Consider the following 16,057-nt stretch of genomic DNA (forward strand, 5'->3'; position numbering starts at 1 on the left):
GGCTTACTCCACTGCATTTGCCCACCCCGCCGGCTCCGCAAGCTTCGCCGGCTCACCATCCCCGTAGAGGTGAAAGGACGCAATGTTCTACTGGTTCTTGAAGTACGTGTTCCCGGGGCCGTTCATGCACCTGTTCAACCGGCCGACGGCCGAGGGCGTGGAGAACATCCCGGCCGACGGACCGGTCATCCTTGCGGGCAATCACCTGTCGTTCACCGACTGGCTGTTCACGCCGCTGATGAGCCCGCGGCGCATCACGTACCTGGCCAAGGCCGAGTACTTCACCACCCCCGGCCTCAAGGGCAAGCTGCAGAAGTGGTTCTTCGCGGGTTCGGGTCAGTACCCGATCGACCGCAGCGGAGCCGATGCCGCAGAGAGCGCGCTGAACACCGCCCGCAAGCTGCTGAACGAGGGCCGTGTGGTCGGGCTGTACCCGGAGGGCACCCGCTCGCCCGACGGCCGTCTGTACAAGGGCAAGACGGGTGTCGCGCGTCTGGCGCTGGAGACCGGCGTTCCGGTAATCCCGGTGGCGCTAGTCGGCACCGACGAGGTGTGCCCGCCCGGGCCGTTCCGGTGGCGCCTGCGCAAGGTGGGCGTGAAGTTCGGCAAGCCGATCGACTTCTCCCGCTACGAGGGCATGGGCGGCAACCGCTTCGTCGAGCGCGCCGTCACCGACGAGATCATGTACGCCCTGATGCGAATGTCCGAGCGCGAGTACGTCGATGTCTACGCCTCCAGCCTGAAGAAGGGCGTGCCGTCGGGCAGCCGCCCCGCCGCCGACCGTGTCCCCGAGACCATCGCGAGCTGATCCGAGCCCCACTCCGTCTGCACGGCCGTGGGATTCGCCGAACGGCTGCACGACATTTCGGCGCCGATCTACACCACCGCGGGCGTGGCCCGGAAGCTGACCGACCTCGGTGACCGGGTACACGTCGTCGACCACGGCGACAAGTTCCGGGTCGCCGGATTCGACGTGGAGGTCGCGGGATCGAAGCACCATGTTGCCCACCCGGATTACCCGCCGTGCGACAACATCGGGTTCCTGGTCGACGGCGAGCTCTTTCACCCCGGTGACGCGCTCACCGAGATCGAGGTCCCGACCCTGCTGCTGCCGGTCGACGCGCCCTGGCTGACGGTGCCCGCGATGCTCGAATACCTGCGCCGGGTGGATCCGCAGCGCACCTTCGGTATTCACGACGGCCTGCTGAACGACTGGGGATTGCAGGTGGTCGACCAGTTCCTCGCCCTCGAGGCCGACCGGGCCGGCAAGGAGATCCGCCGGCCGGCCGCGGGCGAGAGCATAGACCTGTAACGACTACAACGACGGCATGCGCCGATGCGCCTCGATGGCCTCGTACTTCGCGAGGTTGTGCCGCGCATCGGCCAGCGCGTCGTGGGCATCGGCCGGCACCGGCGGCAACGCCGGCCGACCGGCCATCTCCCAGTGCTGGCGCAGCTCGTTGGTGTAGCGGGGGAGCGTATTGGGCAGATCGACCATCGAACCCCACAGCTGGCACAGGGCCACGTGGTCGTACGCGCCCACCCAGGCCCACAGCTCCGGCTCCACGCTCGGCCGCGGCACGAGGAACCGGTAGAGCTCGTCGCGGATCTGCGCCCGGGTGCGCCACAGCGGTGAGGAGGGCGCGGGCAGCTTCGGCAGCACATTGCGCCGCACCCACGGACCCGCCTTGTCGGGGTCGAATTCGCTGGAGACCGCGTAATATTCGCGCCCGTCCTCACAGACCACACCGATCGAGACGAGGTCGATCGTCACGCCGTCCTCGATGAATTCCGAATCGTAAAAGTAGCGCAGTGAGATCGGTTTCCCCTCGGTTCAGCGCCGGGCATCGCGACCGGCGGGTGCGGGCCGTGCGCCCGTCCGTCGGTAGAGGTTACGGCGTGTTCGCGGCGCGCCGATGTGGTGCCCCACCCTCCGGGTTCGCGCGCGTTCCGCGGGAACTTTATTCTTATGTCGTGAACTGGACCGTCGACGTACCGATCGATCGCCTGCCGGAGCTGCCTCCGTTGCCCGCGGAGCTGCGTCGGCGACTGGACGACGCGCTCGCTCGCCCCGCCCTGCAGCAGCCATCGTGGGATCCGGAGATCGCCGCGAACATGCGCACGGTTCTCGAGAGCGTGCCGCCGATTTGCATGCCCGCCGAGGTGGATGAGCTGCGCGCCCGGCTGGCCGAGGTCGCGCGCGGCGAGGCGTTCCTGATGCAGGGCGGCGACTGCGCCGAGACCTTCGCCGACAACACCGAGCCGCACATCCGCGGCAACATCCGCACCCTGCTGCAGATGGCGGTCGTGCTGACCTACGGCGCGAGCCTGCCGGTGGTCAAGGTGGGCCGCATCGCGGGGCAGTACGCCAAGCCGCGCTCGGCCGACACCGACGCCAAGGGCCTCAAGTCCTATCGCGGCGACATGGTCAACTCCATCGTCGCCGATCCCGCACTGCGCGGACACGATCCGTCGCGCCTGGTCCGCGCCTACGCCAACGCGAGCGCGGCGATGAATCTGGTGCGCGCGCTGACCGGCGCCGGCATGGCCGACCTGCACAAGGTGCACGACTGGAACCGCGATTTCGTCGCCCAGTCGCCCGCCGGCGCCCGCTACGAGCAGCTGGCCGAGGAGATCGACCGGGGGCTGCGGTTCATGACCGCGTGCCGGGTGCAGGATCCGAGCCTGCAGGCCGCCAAGATCTACGCCAGCCACGAGGCGCTGGTGCTCGACTACGAGCGGGCCATGCTGCGGCTGGCCACGAACGCCTCCGGCGATCCGGTGCTGTACGACCTGTCCGCGCACTTCCTGTGGATCGGCGAGCGCACCCGCCAGCTCGACGGCGCGCACATCGCGTTCGCCGAACTGCTGGCCAACCCGATCGGGCTCAAGATCGGCCCGACCACTGCCCCCGACCAGGCGGTGGAGTACGTCGAGCGGCTGGATCCGAACAACGAGCCGGGCCGGTTGACGCTGGTGGCGCGCATGGGCAATCACAAAGTGCGCGACGTGCTGCCCCCCATCATCGAGAAGGTACAGGCCACCGGCCATCAGGTCATCTGGCAGTGCGACCCGATGCACGGCAACACCCACGAGTCCTCGACCGGGTACAAGACCCGGCACTTCGACCGCATCGTCGACGAGGTGCAGGGCTTCTTCGAGGTGCATCGCGCGCTGGGCACTCACCCGGGCGGCCTGCATATCGAGCTGACCGGTGAGAACGTCACCGAATGTCTCGGTGGAGCCCAGGACATCTCGGATCTGGATCTCGAGGACCGCTACGAGACGGCCTGCGATCCACGCCTGAACACCCAGCAGTCGCTGGAGCTGGCCTTCCTCGTCGCCGAGATGCTGCGCTAGGCTTGCCGACGCTATGGATTTCGAGGATGAGGGGCTGGCGGTGAACCTCGTCTTCCGCGGTGCCGGGATGTTGCGGGTGGACCCCGCCGACCGGACCATTCTGCGGCTGCTGCGCGATCGCGACCGCGACGGCATCCCGTCGGAGGTGGTGCTGCGCGATGGCAGCCGCCTGCTGATCTTCAACATCTCCTGGGGGTTCGATCCCGCGGCGGTCTCGGCGCAGGTGACCACGAATATCAGCCCCAGCATCGGCGGGGCGCCGGTGGATGTGTTCACCACCGATGCGGTCGTGGCGATCAACGACCCGGAGACCGGCGCACCACTGCTCGCCGTGGCCTGAATCGGGCCGATCGATCGAATCGGGCATACTCGCGGCAATTCTTGTCTATTCTGGCGTGTGCGTGATGGGGATCTACTGTGTGGCAGTGGATTCCGGCCGACTCCGCCTTGAAATCCGTTGTGCCGGGGCAACTTTCGATCCGGGATTGGTGATGTGGGTAGGATCACATCCAGAAAAAGTTTGCCAAACTGTTGCTGAGGTCGAATTGCTGGGTTAGGTTTCCAGTGTTCATGCTTCAGTTCTACGGACCGCATGCGGGAAACTTCGCGGGAGGACCTGATGAAGGTTATATCGGTAGCAGATGAGTTGCTCGAGGGAATGTATGTGCCGTCCACGGATTCGGACCGGTACGCCGCGGGCTCGGATGTCATCGCCAATGCCATAGCTGTGAGCCCCATACTCGTCGATCCCGTGGGCGTGTATCGATCCGAGGCCGCCGCCCGGCCGGTCGCCGATCGGCCCGCGGTGCAGGACCGCGCCGCCCGGCGCGCTGCCGGTGGTGATCGGCTCGGTGGCGGCGCGCGCCGCCCGGCCCTGCTCGTTGCGGCCGCCCTGGCTACCTACGAGACCGTCGTCGACGGGATCCCGGTCTCGGTGGCGATCGAGCGCCCGGAGGCGGACCGGGCAGGGGAGGCGTGGCGTTGCCGGATTCGCGTCATCCGCGGCACCGGCCGGCGCGAGCAATCCCAGGTTGTCGGGGTCAGTGCCGAGGCGGTGCTGCGGGAGGCGATCGAACTTGCCGCGACCCGGCTGGGTGTCGCCGGGGCCGATCTGCTGGGCGAGGCGAGCGTGGGAATCGCGGCGCCCGCGCGGGCCGCGCGGCCGGTCAGAAGGGAAGGATGGTCAGCGTGATCGTGCTGCCCGGTTCGACGTTCGCACCGCCGGTCGGCGACTGCACGCGGACCGTGCCCTGATCGGTGCTGAACACCCGGTTCACCACGACCTTGAAGCCCTGGCCCTCCAGTTCGGCGCGCGCGGTGGCCGCGCTCTTGCCGATCTCGTCGGGCACCTGAACCGCATTCGAGACATACAGCGTGACCGAGCTACCCGACAGCACCGAGGTGCCCGCCGGCGGATCGGTCCCCACGACCTGGTCGGCCTTGTAATGAGGGTCGAAATGAGTTCTGGTGTCCTGCACGGTGATTCCCGCGCGCTGCAGCGCCGCCTTGGCGTCGTCGGTGCTCTGACCGCTCAGATCGGGCATGGTGACCTGCACGGATCCCTTGCTGCGGAACACCTTCACGTCGGTGCCGCCGGGCACCACCGTGCCCGGTGCCGGACTCAGCTGCGCCACACTGCCCTGGGGTGCGGTGCTGGCGATCTCGCCGCTGTCGACCGGAATCAGTCCCTGATCGCGGATGGCCTGGTCGACGGTGCTCACGTCCTGACCCGACCGGAACTGCGGCACCCTGGGCTGCCCGGTCGACACCAGCACCGCCACCGTCGACCCCTTCAGCACCCGGGTCCCGGCGGACGGATCGGTGCCGACGACGCCGCCGATCGGAACGGTGTCCGAGGCCTTGTCGCGGACCGTGGTGGAGAACCCGTCCTTGCGCAGCTCGGCGGTCGCGGTGGTGGTGTCCATCCCCGCGATCGCCGGGACCGCCGAATAACGCTCCACCGCCAGATACCAGCCGCCGATGCCCAGCAGCAGGGCAAGCGTCACCACGATCGCCGCCCAGATCAGCGCGAGCCGCCGGGATCGGCCGCGGTCGCCGGCGTATTCGGGATAGTAGGGCTCCGGCTCGGCCGGCCGGGCATATCCGGTGGGCTGGGCGTGCATGCGGGTGTCGGTGAGCACCCGGGTGTGCGGCGAGGCGGGCTGGTCGGGCGCGAGGCGCGTGGTCATTTCCGTGCGAGCCGGCGGCGGTGGGGGCGGCACGGCCCGGTAGCGCGCCGAGACGTGCTCGGCCGACTCCTTGGGCGCGGGCACCCGGTAGCTGGGCAGGCCCAGCTCCCGGACGATGCGCCGCAGCTCGCCGGCCATCTCGGCGGCATCGGCGAAGCGGTGCGCGGGGTCGCGGGCGGTGGCCCGGGCGACCAGGTCGTCGAATTCCGGCGGCACGCCCTCGATGAATTCGCTCGGGCTCGGAACGTCCTTCTCGACGCGCTGATACGCGATCGACAGCGAGGTGTCACCGGTGAACGGCACTCGGCCGGTGAGCAATTCGAAGATCAGTACGCCGAACGAGTAGACGTCGCTGCGGGCGTCGGTGGTGCCGTTGGTGACCTGCTCGGGCGAGAGATAGGCGGCGGTGCCCAGAATCACGCTCGCCGAGGTCATGTTCGAGGCGGCCACGGCGCGCACCAGGCCGAAATCGGCGATCTTCACCTCGCCGGCATCGGAGATCAGCACATTCTCGGGCTTGATGTCGCGGTGCACCAGCCCGGCGTGATGCGCCACCCCGATGGCGGCCAGCACCGGCTCGGCGACCGCCGCCACCGCGTGCGGGGGCATCGGGCCGCGTTCGCGCAGCAGCTCGCGCAGCGTGCCGCCCTCCACCAGCTCCATGATCAGGAACGGGTGATCGCCGTCGATGCCCTGGTCGTACACCGCCACCAGGGACGGGTGCTTGAGCTTGGCCACCGCCCGCGCCTCGAATTCGAAGCGGGTCAGGAATTGTGGGTCGCCGGCGAAATTCTGATCCATCACCTTGATCGCGACGGGCCGGTCAAGGCGGGTGTCCACGCCCCGGAACACCATCGACATGCCGCCGCGCGCGATCGGTGCGTCGATGCGGTAGCGCCCGTCCAGCATCTGGCCGATCAACTGCTGTCCTCCGACTTTCACAAAGCTCTCACCTCTGGGTATGGCGCCGATCCGCGGCGCGATCTCGGCGACGAGCGAGTGCCGCCCCGGTGGCGGCCACCCCCGATCGTATAGGCGGAATCGCGGTGGGTGTCTCACGACGTGCTCCGGCAAACCGACTACCGTGTTCGGTGTGAGTGCATTTCCATGCAGCGACGACATCCTGCCGGAGTCCGTCACCCTGCTCCCGCTGCCCGATGTGGCGGACCAGCTGGGTATGGCCGTGACCCGGGTACATCAGATGCTGCGAGATCATCAGATCATCGCGATCCGCCGCGAGGGCATCGCCGGAATCCCCAAGGATTTCTTCGACTCCGACGGCGAGATCACCAAGCATCTGCCCGGCCTGATCACTGTGATGCGCGACGCGAAATACAGCAACGAGGAGATCCTGCGGTGGATCTACCTCGACGACGAGTCTCTGCCCGGGCGTCCGATCGATGCCCTGCACGGCCCGCTCGCCCGTGAGGTGCTGCGCCGCGCCGCCGCCGATCCGTTCTGAGGATTGCCCGCCCCTTCGCACCCGCGGCCGGTCTACGCGGGTGCGGGGGTCACGCGCGGCCGCGGCGCAGCGTGAATTCCGTTGCCGCGACGCGGAGTCTGCGTCGCCGCGGGACCACCGCGCGCCGGGCGAAGATCTCGTAGTCCTGCCGCTCCACCTCGTCCAGGATGCCCGCGTACAGCACCGCGGCGGTCCGGATCGCCGGACGCACCCCCGGTCGTAGCAGGCCGATGCCCGGTTCGGCGGTGCGATAGAGGTCGCGGTTGACGGCGATCAGGTGCGCCAGGGCGCGACGCAGCCGCGGCTCGACGCGGCCGGAATCGCGGCAGTGCCGCAGCAGCTCCTCCTCGACGCCGAAGGCCGCCAGCTCGGCCGTCGGGAGGTAGATCCGCCCGCGATCCAGATCCTCGCCGACGTCGCGCAGGAAATTGGTCAGCTGGAACGCCTCGCCGAGGGCGGCCGCGGCCGGTTCGGCCTCGGGCACCGAGACCACCGTGCCCAGCACCGGCAGCAGCTGCAACCCGATCGCGGCCGCCGAGCCGCGCATGTACTCGCGCAGTTCTGCCATCGTGCGGTACCGGGTGCGGAACAGCGCGGTTCCGGGCACGTCCATGCGCATGGCGGCGAGGAAGACCCAGAAGTGCTGCGGCGCAATGCGATATCGGATGATGGTGTCCGCGACCGCCGCCAGGACGGGATCGTCCGGATCGGCGGGACCGCCGTCCAGTCGTTCGCGCAGGCGCCGCTCGATCCGATCCAGGCGGTGCGCCGCGTCGGAGTCGCCCTCGGATGCGCCGTGATCGACGATGTCGTCGACGGTCCTGGCGAACGCATAGAGCGCATGCACGGCCGGGCGCCGCTCGGGCGGTAGCAACCGCGTGGCCAGGAAGTAGGTGCGCCCGTGCTCGGCGGCGATCGCCCGGCACCGCCGATACGCCGACGACAGCTCCCCGCTCGTGGCGTCGGCGATAGTCGTGCTGAAATCCGCCGAATCCCGGACGCCGTCGCCGGCGACGGCGGTCATCGCGCAGGCGGGCCGGCGTCGGCGGTCGCTCGGCCGGTGTCGCCGCGCAGCCGCAGCGGATCGACAGTGCGCAGCGACAGCGCCGCCACCACCGCGACGAAGGTGGCCGCCGCGACATGCCAGAAGTTGTACATACCGATGGCTCCACCGGGCTCGAAGACCAGCATCAGCCAGGTACACAGGCCCACCAGCACCATCAGCGTCCCGGTGGACATCGCGAATCCGGCGGCCAGCGCCAGCGGCCACGAGTAGTACCAGGGCAGCGCGGCGGGGGACAGGATGACGATCGCGATGAACGCGATCAGGATGCCCATCACCGCATCCTTCTCGCTGAGCTTGAAGCGCCACCACGTCCACAGCAGGACCACCACCAGTGCGACGGCACAGATGCTCCGGGTCCAGTACAGCACCGATTCCAGCTGCCACGGCGTGAACCAGGTGACCATGTGCGCCATGATCGTCGGCAGCGAGAGCCAGTTGATGATCTTCTTCGATCCGGACAGCGCGGTCAGCCAGCCGATACCGACGCCCGCGACGGCCGAGGCGGCCGCGAAGACCACCGCGAATATCGAGATGCCCAGCCCGCCGATCTTGGCGAAGGTCCACATCGGGTGCGGCAGCGGCCCCTCGTTCAGGGCCGCGCGGCGTTCTCGCTCGTGAATCATCCAGATCCACACCAGGAAGGGCAGCGCGACACCGGCGGTGGCCTTGATCGCGACGGCGACCGCGAGCACCACGAAGCCCCACGTGTGATGGTGCTCCAGGACCAGTGCGATCCCCGCGGCCATGAGCCCGACCATCAGCATCTCGTTGTGCGCGCCGCCGATCAGGTGGATGAGCACCAGGGGATTGAGCACCGCCAGCCACAGGGCGACCGTCGGCTTGCCGCCGAGATGCTTGGTCAGGTGCGGGACCGCCCACATCATCAGCGCCAGACCGGGCAGCATCACCCAGCGCATGACCCAGGTGCCCGCCACCACGTTGCTGCCGGTGACGGTGGTGATCCACTTGCCCAGTAGCAGGAAGATGGGGCCGTAGGGGGCGGTGGTGGTGGTCCAGACCGGGCTCACGTTGTCCAGCAGCACGCCCGGGTTGGCGACCGGGCCCACCTTGTAGGGGTCGAAGCCGTCGCGCAGCAGCGCGCCCTGCGCCAGGTAGGAGTAGACGTCCTGGCTGAACATCGGGACCGCGAACAGCAGCGGCAGGATCCAGATGCCGACGATCGCGCGCAGCTCGTTGAGCGTCACGTCGCTGTAGGCGGCGTCGCGCCCGATCGTGATGCGGCCCAACCGGACCCAGGCGATGATCATCGCCAGCACGCCCAGCCAGACGACCATCGTCGCCAGCGCGTACCCGTGCCCGAAGCGCAGCCACGAGAGGTGCGCGGACTCGAGCAGCGGATCGTTGCGGCGGGTGGCGCCCGCGCCGAGACCACCGACGGTGATCAGCAGCGAACCCCAGAAGCCGAGCAGCGCGGCCTTGCCCTCGGGGCTACGGAAGAAATCGGCCGAGAAGCGCAGCCACCACCGCGAGGTGCGCGGCATCACCGCGGCCGCGGTCTGCGGGGCCTCGGTGGTTGCCGTGGGTGTCACGGTGGCGGTCAACGGTTCGGGGGTCGGCATAGGTAGTCGTTCCCCCCAGCAATTCCGGTGCGGTCGAGACCGCGGTCAATAGGTCGCGGGCCAGTTTAATAGTCCGGAAGGAACACTAGCGCGCCGGTTCGTGTCGATTGGTTGCCGGGATGGCATACATCACGCGGATCGGCCGCGCGAACCCGTGATCCGCTGGGCGGCCAGCTTTCCCGACAGCAGTGCGGTCGGCACGCCGACGCCCGGGGTGGTGCCGCATCCGGCCAGCACCACGTTGCCCGCGGCGCGCGGCAGATTGCGGGTCCGGAACGGTCCGGTCTGACGGAACAGATGCGCCGCGGAGAAGGGCGTGCCCGCGATCATGCCCTGATCCGCCCAGGTCCGCGGCGTGTCCAGGTGGTCGGCGGTGAAGTGCTCGGCAATGCCGCGATAGCCGCGGCCCTCCAGGACCGCCAGCAGCTCGCGCAGGTAGGGCGGGCCCAGCCGGGGCCAATCCAGCGGCGCCGCAGTCAGATTGGGGCACGGGGCCAGCAGCGACAGCGGCTCGTGGCGGGTCCCGCGGTCGATGAACAAACCCGGATCCGACAGTGCGGGCCGGGTCAGCAGCAGCGAGGGGTCGCTCATCAGCCGTCCCCGGCCGGGCCGGGCGGCGATCTCGGTGAACGTGCGATCCCAGGCGCGTCCGAAGTCGATGGTGTGGTGGGCCTGCACCGGCCAGCCCGCGGCGATCTCGGCCGGGATAGTGCCGTGCGCGACGACCGCGGAGGGGGAGGCCCGCAGCGGGCGCCGCCGCGCGATCCCGAACCGGTGCAGGGAGCCCAGGTCCGCGGTGAGGACGACGGCGTCGCACTCGTAGGTTCTCGTGGCGGTGTTCACCCGGAGCGCGCGACCGTCGCGGTAATCGATACCCGTTGCCTCGATGTTCAATTCCAGCGTCCCGCCGGCCGCGGTGAACGCCCGCGCCAGCGCCGCCGTGACCGCGCGCATGCCCCCCTCGGGGAAGTACACGCCCAGGCAGGTGTCCATGTTCGGGATCGCACCGTACACGCCCAGCGCCTGCGCGGGCGCCATGCCCGCGTACAGCGCCTGGAAGGTGAACAGCCGGGCGAGGCGCTCGTCGTGCAGGGTCCGTCGCACGCGCGGCCCGAGCCGGCCGAACGCACCGAGCCGCACGAGTTCGGTCAGGGCCGCCCGTTTGCCGGGGTCGGTGACCATATCCAGCGGGGAGTCGAAGTTCGTGTCCATGAACGGCCCGTAGGCCGCGCCGTAGATCCGCCCCAGCCAGTCGCGCAGCCGCCGGTAGCGCGGGACCTCGTCCGGCCCGCACGTGCGGGCGACCTCGGCCGCCATCTCGTCCGGATCCGAGTGGACCGCGATCGTCGTGCCGTCGGCGAAGCGCGCTCGATAGGCGGGTGTCAGCGGATGAATGCGCAGGCCGCAGGATTCGGCGTCGGTTCCGACGGCGGCCAGCGCCTCGCCGATCAGCTCGGGCAGCGTGAGAACCGTTGCTCCGGAATCGATCTCGTAGTCCGGACCGCGATACACCCCGACTCGCCCGCCGGGATGGTCCGCACGTTCGAGCACGGTGACCGAGTGTCCGGCGCCGGTCAGGTAGAGCGCGGCCGACAGCCCGGCCAGGCCCGCGCCGACCACGACGACGCGTTCGGTCGCGCCGGAGACGGTCTTCATCGTCATGTGCCGCGCGCGACCTTACGAGACGCGCTTGGTCGCTGCCACGGCCATCGCCTCGAGACGTGCCTTCGCGCCGGGCGTCGCCGAGCAGGCCGCCAGGGCCGCGAGGCCGCGGTCGGTGAGGTCGGCGATGCGGCGCTCGACGTCGTCGACCGCGCCCAGGCCTGTGATCACCTCGCGGAGCCGGGTGACGTCGTCCGGGCTCAGGTCGGTGCCGATCCGGGTCCGGATCAGTGTGGCCGCGGCCGGATCGACGGCGTCGGCGCGGCGCAGCGCCTCCGCGATGAGCACGGTGCGCTTGCCCTCGCGCAGGTCGTCCCCCGACGGCTTACCGGTCACGGCGGGATCGCCGAAGACGCCGAGCAGGTCGTCGCGCAGCTGGAAGGCCAGGCCGATATCGGTACCGAATTCGCGGTAGGCGGTGATCAGCGCCGGATCGGCGTCGGCCAGGGACGCGCCCAGGTGCAGCGGCCGTTCGATGGTGTACGCGGCGGTTTTGTACCGGTTGATCCGCATCGCCGATTCCACCGAATCGTCCGCTTCGGCCTCGCCGTGGATGTCCAGCAGCTGCCCGCCGAGCACCTCGGTGCGCATGGCGGCCCACACCGGCGTGAAGCGGGCGCGTGCCGCGGGATCCAGCCGCGCGCCGGCGACCATGTCATCGGCCCACGCCAGCGCCATATCGCCGATCAGAATGCCGACGCTGGCGCCGAAATGCCCTGCGTCGCCGCCCCATTCGCGGGAGCGATGCTGATCCTCGAAGGCCACGTGCACGGTCGGGAAGCCGCGCCGGGTGCGGGAGGAGTCGATGATGTCGTCGTGGATCAGGGCACACGCCTGCACCAGCTCCAGGGCGGCGCAGGCGCGCAGCACGGCCGGGGCGTGCGGTCCGTCCGGATCGCCGCCCGCGCCGAGCCAGCCGGTCCAGGCGAACGCCGGGCGGGTGCGTTTGCCGCCGCGCAGCACGAAGTTCTGCAGCGCCTCGATCGCCTCGATCACCACGGGCCCCATGTTGCCGACGGTCTCTCGGCGCGTGGCGAAGAACCGTCTCAACGCCTCCTCGACGGCGCCGACCAGCCAGGTTGTGTCCGCGGGGGTCGGGCGGGTCGAGGTATCTGCTCCGGCGGGCAACGAAACCTCCCAGGTGAATGGCCGCGACAGCACCGCTGGAAATCGCTGACGCATATGGTTCGGACGCGCGGGCGTCCCTGGATGGGAACGATACTGCGTCGGTCGGCGGCGTCTTGCGGGCGTGTCGCCGTCGCCGTGCCTGGTCCCTCGGCCCCGCACGCCGAACCTCGGGGGGCATGGCGCCGTCTCCGGGCGCGTCGAGGCGGCAAACGGGGCTCTCACCTGCGGCTGGGCCGGCAGATTCGGCGCGTCGCGCTCGAGTACTGCGGGGCGCGGGGCCGGATGCGTACGGTGTCCGCATTACACTGGGCCGGTGAGTTTCGACAACGTACGGGGACGATCGACCCCTGGCCGACCCCGGACGCCGCAGGTCTCCGGAACTCGGTCCATTGTGGCGCAGCTGGGGCCGCGCCCCGACGGGAGCATCCCGTTCTCGGTGGAGTTCAATCCGCCGCGCGATGCCGCCGCCGAGGCACGGCTGTGGCGCGCGGCGCGCGAATTCGAGCGCATGCATCCCGCGTTCGTGTCGATGACCTACGGGGCGGGCGGCTCCACCCGCGACCGGACCGCGCGGGTGACCGGTCAGCTCGCCACCGAGACCACGCTGCTCACGGTGGCGCATCTCACCGCGGTCGGGCACAGCGTGGCCGAGCTGCGCTCCATCGTGGGTTCCTACGTCGACGCCGGGATCCGCAATCTGCTCGTGCTTCGCGGCGACCCGCCCGGGGATCCGCTGGGGCAGTGGAACAAACACCCCGGCGGCGTGGAGTACGCCGAGGAACTCGTGCGCATCGTGCGGGACCTGGGCGATTTCCACGTCGGGGTGGCCTCGTTCCCGCAGGGGCACCACCGCTCGCCGGACCTGGACCACGACACCGCCTACCTGTGCGCGAAACTGCGTGCGGGCGCGGAATATTCGATCACCCAGATGTTCTTCGACGTCGACCACTATCTGCGGCTGCGGGACCGAGTGATCGCGTGCGACCCGGTGCAGGGCGCCAAGCCGATCATTCCCGAGCTCATGCCGATCACCTCGCTGCGGACCGTGCAGCGCGCGGAGGAGCTCTCGGGCCGGACCCTTCCGCCCGCGCTGCTGGCACGCCTGGAGCGGGCCGCGGGCAACGATCCCGAGGCCAACCGTGACGCGGTGCGCGAGGTGGGCATCGAGATCGCCACGGAGATCGGGCAGCGGCTGATTGCGGAGGGTGCGCCCTGTCTGCATTTCATCACGCTGAACTTCGCCAAGGCCACCACCGAGGTGTTGACCAACCTCGGATACACCATGGCACCGTCGGCTGTCGAGGCTCAGCTGCGGAGTGTCGCACGCGAATAACGGTGGATTTGCTCTAGCTGCGCGTAGCGTTCTCGTTCGTCCCTGACGACGAGGAGAGCCCTGTGTTCACCCACCCCACCGGCTCCGCAAGCTCCGCCGGCTTACCATCCCCGAGGTTGACCCACCCCACCGGCTCCGCAAGCTCCGCCGGCTTACCGTCCCCGATGGTCGTGTTGCGCAATCTCGTTCGGATAGCCGGTGCGGTGACCGTCTCCGCGGCGCTGACCTGCGCGGGCGCCTCCACCGTGGTGGCCGCGCCACCACCTGCCCCCGCGGTGGACCCCGTCGCGGCCGGTTCGGATCCCTCGGCACTGGCGGCCGGTGCGCTCGCGGCGCTGGCCGCGGGCTGGCGCACCGACGCGGCCCAGAGCGATGCGCTGGACGCCTACCAGCGCGCGGTCGACGGGCTGCAGCGCTTCGGCATCGAGCCGTTCCTGTATCCGTCGGCGGCGGCGTTCTGTCGGCAGGGCACCACGATGGGCCTGGTTCCGGCGATCGCCGGTGCGGTACCGGGGCCGTGGCCCAAGACGACGGTGCAGGTACCCGGAGTCGATCTGTCCGCGGTGAAATCGGGACAGACCATGTTCGCGTTCGTGCCCTACGGTGTCGGGCCCGACGGCGCAGACACCTCCGGCATGCAGGTGCTGTGGTTCAACGCCGCCACCGGCCGCGGCGGCCTGGCGCCCATGGGCACGCTGACGCAGGTCGCCACGGCGATGGTGCCCGCTCAGGTGCCCGAGGAGATGCGCCCGCTCGCGCGGGAGGCCATCCAGAATTTCCTGGTCGCGTCGCTGCCCCTGGGCGGCGTGCGCGCGGTGCCGGTGGACACCGGCTCCGGCACGGTCCTGGCGGCCGTGTTCGGCACCGTCCGCAACGGTAACCGCGACTGCTTCTTCCTGCCGACGGTCGGCGTCACCGAGGTGCGTTGAGCGCGCTGCCGACCAGTTCGGCCCGCTCGGCGACGACGCGGCCCTTCCACGTGAGCTTCCCGGCCCGGTGCAGGCGGTGGGAGCGATACGACAGCCGCAGGTAGGCGGCGACGGAGACCGGATGTGCCAGGGCCCCAAGCAGGTCCGCCCGTTCGAGGCCGCCGCCGGACTCGAGGGAGCGGGCGGCGAGTCGTCCCGCGACGGCGCAGGCATATCCGGCCAGGCCGATGCGGCGCAGGCGGCCGCGACCGGCCACGGCGGCCAGCGGGGGCGCCCAGTAGGCGAGCGCGGCCACCGCGCCCACCGCGACGCTGCCGGTCACCGATCCGTAGGCCGACCACAGCCAGCGGGTATAGCCGGCGTCGAGTTCGGTTGCGCCCCGGTACATCCGGGTGTTCGCGATGCGTCCCGCGGCGACCACCTCGGTGCGCTGCCCGGCCCGGCGCAGTGCCCGCGCGAGGGCCAGATCCTCGGTGATCCGCGTGGCGACGGCGGCATGCCCGCCCACCGCGTGGTACGCCGCCGCGTCGAAGACCAGGAACTGCCCGCAGGAAACGGCCGTCGAGGGGCGCAGGCTGCGCCCGGCCAGCGGCATCGGCAGGGTCGAGGCCCACGACCAGCACAGCAGTGGTTGCACCAGCGCCTCGGCGGTCGATTCAGCCCGCTGGCGCGGCCATGGGGACACCAATCCCGCACCGGTGCGCCGCAATTCGCCGACCGCGGCGGCGATCGCGCCCGCGCCGATCCGGACGTCGGCGTCGAGGAATATCAGCACCCCGGCCGGGGCGGCGCCGGAATCCGCACCGGCCCCGGCGATCTCGGCCAGCCGGGCGCAGGCGGCGGTTTTGCCGGTCCACCCCGGTTCCGGCTCCCCCTCCGCGGCGATCACGGTGAATCGCTCGTCGTCCGCGGCCGCCGTGCGGGCGGCGGCGTAGGTGTCGTCCTCGGACCGGTCGTCCAGCACGAGCACGCGCATCCGCGAAATCCCGTGCTGCCGACGCAGATCCGCGATCAAGCCCGGTAAGCGCCCGGCCTCGTTGCGCGCCGGGATGCAGACCGTCACCGGTTCGATGACCGGCGGCCCCACGACGCCGAGTTGCCGCACGCCGAGCCGATTCACCGCGGCCAGCGCGCACCCGCCCGCCGCGATCGCCGTCCCGGTGGAAACGAGCCGCGCCAGTGTGGTTCTCATGCGTCGTCCATCCTCGCGTTCGATCCTTCCTCACATCGGTCGAATCGCACAGTGCACCATCGCGTGCCGGTATGTCACATCCGGTGACATTCATGCACAGAATCCGGCGTCGTGCCAGTGCTTCCGGAACCCGGCCGCCGGGGAGGCCGTCCGCGC

At 70.1% G+C, this 16,057-nt stretch carries 15 protein-coding genes; 8 read left to right on the plus strand and 7 right to left on the minus strand.

Annotated features, from left to right (window positions below; all coding sequences use genetic code 11):
* The first annotated feature begins 82 nt into the window (after positions 1-82).
* On the plus strand, positions 83-808 hold the full coding sequence (locus KO481_RS21185; protein WP_215919056.1) for a lysophospholipid acyltransferase family protein: 726 nt from the start codon (positions 83-85) through the stop codon (positions 806-808).
* 27 nt (positions 809-835) lie between these two features.
* Positions 836-1,312 carry an MBL fold metallo-hydrolase gene (locus KO481_RS21190; RefSeq protein ID WP_215919058.1) on the plus strand — a complete coding sequence of 159 codons (477 nt, stop codon included), beginning with the start codon at positions 836-838 and terminating at the stop codon, positions 1,310-1,312.
* Between the two features lie 3 nt (positions 1,313-1,315).
* Here KO481_RS21190 and KO481_RS21195 read toward each other — a convergent pair whose 3' ends face one another.
* The gene (locus KO481_RS21195) at positions 1,316-1,813 is read right to left on the minus strand and encodes a polyadenylate-specific 3'-exoribonuclease AS (protein ID WP_215919611.1); all 498 of its coding nucleotides are present in this window, start codon (positions 1,811-1,813) and stop codon (positions 1,316-1,318) included.
* Between the two features lie 161 nt (positions 1,814-1,974).
* On the opposite strand from KO481_RS21195, the gene KO481_RS21200 reads away from it, so the two are divergent.
* The 3 genes from KO481_RS21200 (at position 1,975) to KO481_RS21210 (ending at position 4,552) form a co-directional block, all read left to right on the plus strand.
* A complete protein-coding gene (locus KO481_RS21200; protein WP_215919060.1) occupies positions 1,975-3,360 on the plus strand; it encodes a class II 3-deoxy-7-phosphoheptulonate synthase in 1,386 nt (461 codons plus the stop codon).
* 13 nt (positions 3,361-3,373) lie between these two features.
* Complete coding sequence (locus tag KO481_RS21205; RefSeq protein ID WP_215919062.1) at positions 3,374-3,700, plus strand: hypothetical protein; 327 nt, start codon at positions 3,374-3,376, stop codon at positions 3,698-3,700.
* A 279-nt stretch (positions 3,701-3,979) separates the two neighbouring features.
* On the plus strand, positions 3,980-4,552 hold the full coding sequence (locus KO481_RS21210) for a hypothetical protein (protein WP_215919063.1): 573 nt from the start codon (positions 3,980-3,982) through the stop codon (positions 4,550-4,552).
* On the opposite strand, the gene pknB is transcribed toward KO481_RS21210, so the two are convergent.
* Positions 4,527-6,491 carry a Stk1 family PASTA domain-containing Ser/Thr kinase gene (gene pknB / locus KO481_RS21215; protein WP_308166720.1) on the minus strand — a complete coding sequence of 655 codons (1,965 nt, stop codon included), beginning with the start codon at positions 6,489-6,491 and terminating at the stop codon, positions 4,527-4,529. The two genes, KO481_RS21210 and pknB, sit on opposite strands and share 26 nt — an antisense overlap.
* Positions 6,492-6,642: 151 nt before the next feature.
* Here pknB and KO481_RS21220 point away from each other — a divergent pair, with 151 nt between their 5' ends.
* On the plus strand, positions 6,643-7,011 hold the full coding sequence (locus KO481_RS21220) for an Rv2175c family DNA-binding protein (protein ID WP_215919064.1): 369 nt from the start codon (positions 6,643-6,645) through the stop codon (positions 7,009-7,011).
* 49 nt (positions 7,012-7,060) lie between these two features.
* Here KO481_RS21220 and KO481_RS21225 read toward each other — a convergent pair whose 3' ends face one another.
* The 4 genes from KO481_RS21225 to KO481_RS21240 form a co-directional block, all read right to left on the minus strand.
* Complete coding sequence (locus tag KO481_RS21225) at positions 7,061-8,035, minus strand: phytoene/squalene synthase family protein (RefSeq protein WP_215919065.1); 975 nt, start codon at positions 8,033-8,035, stop codon at positions 7,061-7,063.
* A complete protein-coding gene (locus KO481_RS21230; RefSeq protein WP_215919066.1) occupies positions 8,032-9,657 on the minus strand; it encodes an alpha-(1->6)-mannopyranosyltransferase A in 1,626 nt (541 codons plus the stop codon). Before KO481_RS21230 ends, KO481_RS21225 begins: the two co-directional genes overlap by 4 nt.
* Positions 9,658-9,786: 129 nt before the next feature.
* A complete protein-coding gene (gene crtI / locus KO481_RS21235; RefSeq protein ID WP_215919615.1) occupies positions 9,787-11,313 on the minus strand; it encodes a phytoene desaturase family protein in 1,527 nt (508 codons plus the stop codon).
* 21 nt (positions 11,314-11,334) lie between these two features.
* Positions 11,335-12,501 carry a polyprenyl synthetase family protein gene (locus tag KO481_RS21240; protein ID WP_215919067.1) on the minus strand — a complete coding sequence of 389 codons (1,167 nt, stop codon included), beginning with the start codon at positions 12,499-12,501 and terminating at the stop codon, positions 11,335-11,337.
* Between the two features lie 259 nt (positions 12,502-12,760).
* Between KO481_RS21240 and KO481_RS21245 the strand changes: the two genes are divergently transcribed.
* Both KO481_RS21245 and KO481_RS21250 read left to right on the plus strand, forming a co-directional pair.
* A complete protein-coding gene (locus tag KO481_RS21245) occupies positions 12,761-13,780 on the plus strand; it encodes a methylenetetrahydrofolate reductase (RefSeq protein WP_215919068.1) in 1,020 nt (339 codons plus the stop codon).
* Positions 13,781-13,944: 164 nt separating this feature from the next.
* On the plus strand, positions 13,945-14,709 hold the full coding sequence (locus KO481_RS21250; RefSeq protein ID WP_215919069.1) for a hypothetical protein: 765 nt from the start codon (positions 13,945-13,947) through the stop codon (positions 14,707-14,709).
* On the opposite strand, the gene KO481_RS21255 is transcribed toward KO481_RS21250, so the two are convergent.
* Positions 14,693-15,901, minus strand: a complete 1,209-nt coding sequence (locus KO481_RS21255) for a glycosyltransferase family 2 protein (protein ID WP_215919070.1) — start codon at positions 15,899-15,901, stop codon at positions 14,693-14,695. The genes KO481_RS21250 and KO481_RS21255 overlap by 17 nt on opposite strands.
* Positions 15,902-16,057 lie beyond the last annotated feature (156 nt).

Source organism: Nocardia albiluteola (genome assembly GCF_018860155.1).
In the GTDB taxonomy this organism is placed as follows: domain Bacteria; phylum Actinomycetota; class Actinomycetes; order Mycobacteriales; family Mycobacteriaceae; genus Nocardia; species Nocardia albiluteola.

Coding starts and splice junctions, on each gene's coding strand:
- KO481_RS21255 (WP_215919070.1), bottom strand. CDS start 15,901: ATGAGAACCACACTGGCGCGGCTCGTTTCCACCGGGACGGCGATCGCG.
- KO481_RS21210 (WP_215919063.1), top strand. CDS start 3,980: ATGAAGGTTATATCGGTAGCAGATGAGTTGCTCGAGGGAATGTATGTG.
- KO481_RS21240 (WP_215919067.1), bottom strand. CDS start 12,501: ATGCGTCAGCGATTTCCAGCGGTGCTGTCGCGGCCATTCACCTGGGAG.
- crtI (WP_215919615.1), bottom strand. CDS start 11,313: ATGAAGACCGTCTCCGGCGCGACCGAACGCGTCGTCGTGGTCGGCGCG.
- KO481_RS21230 (WP_215919066.1), bottom strand. CDS start 9,657: ATGCCGACCCCCGAACCGTTGACCGCCACCGTGACACCCACGGCAACC.
- KO481_RS21250 (WP_215919069.1), top strand. CDS start 13,945: ATGGTCGTGTTGCGCAATCTCGTTCGGATAGCCGGTGCGGTGACCGTC.
- KO481_RS21185 (WP_215919056.1), top strand. CDS start 83: ATGTTCTACTGGTTCTTGAAGTACGTGTTCCCGGGGCCGTTCATGCAC.
- KO481_RS21205 (WP_215919062.1), top strand. CDS start 3,374: ATGGATTTCGAGGATGAGGGGCTGGCGGTGAACCTCGTCTTCCGCGGT.
- KO481_RS21225 (WP_215919065.1), bottom strand. CDS start 8,035: ATGACCGCCGTCGCCGGCGACGGCGTCCGGGATTCGGCGGATTTCAGC.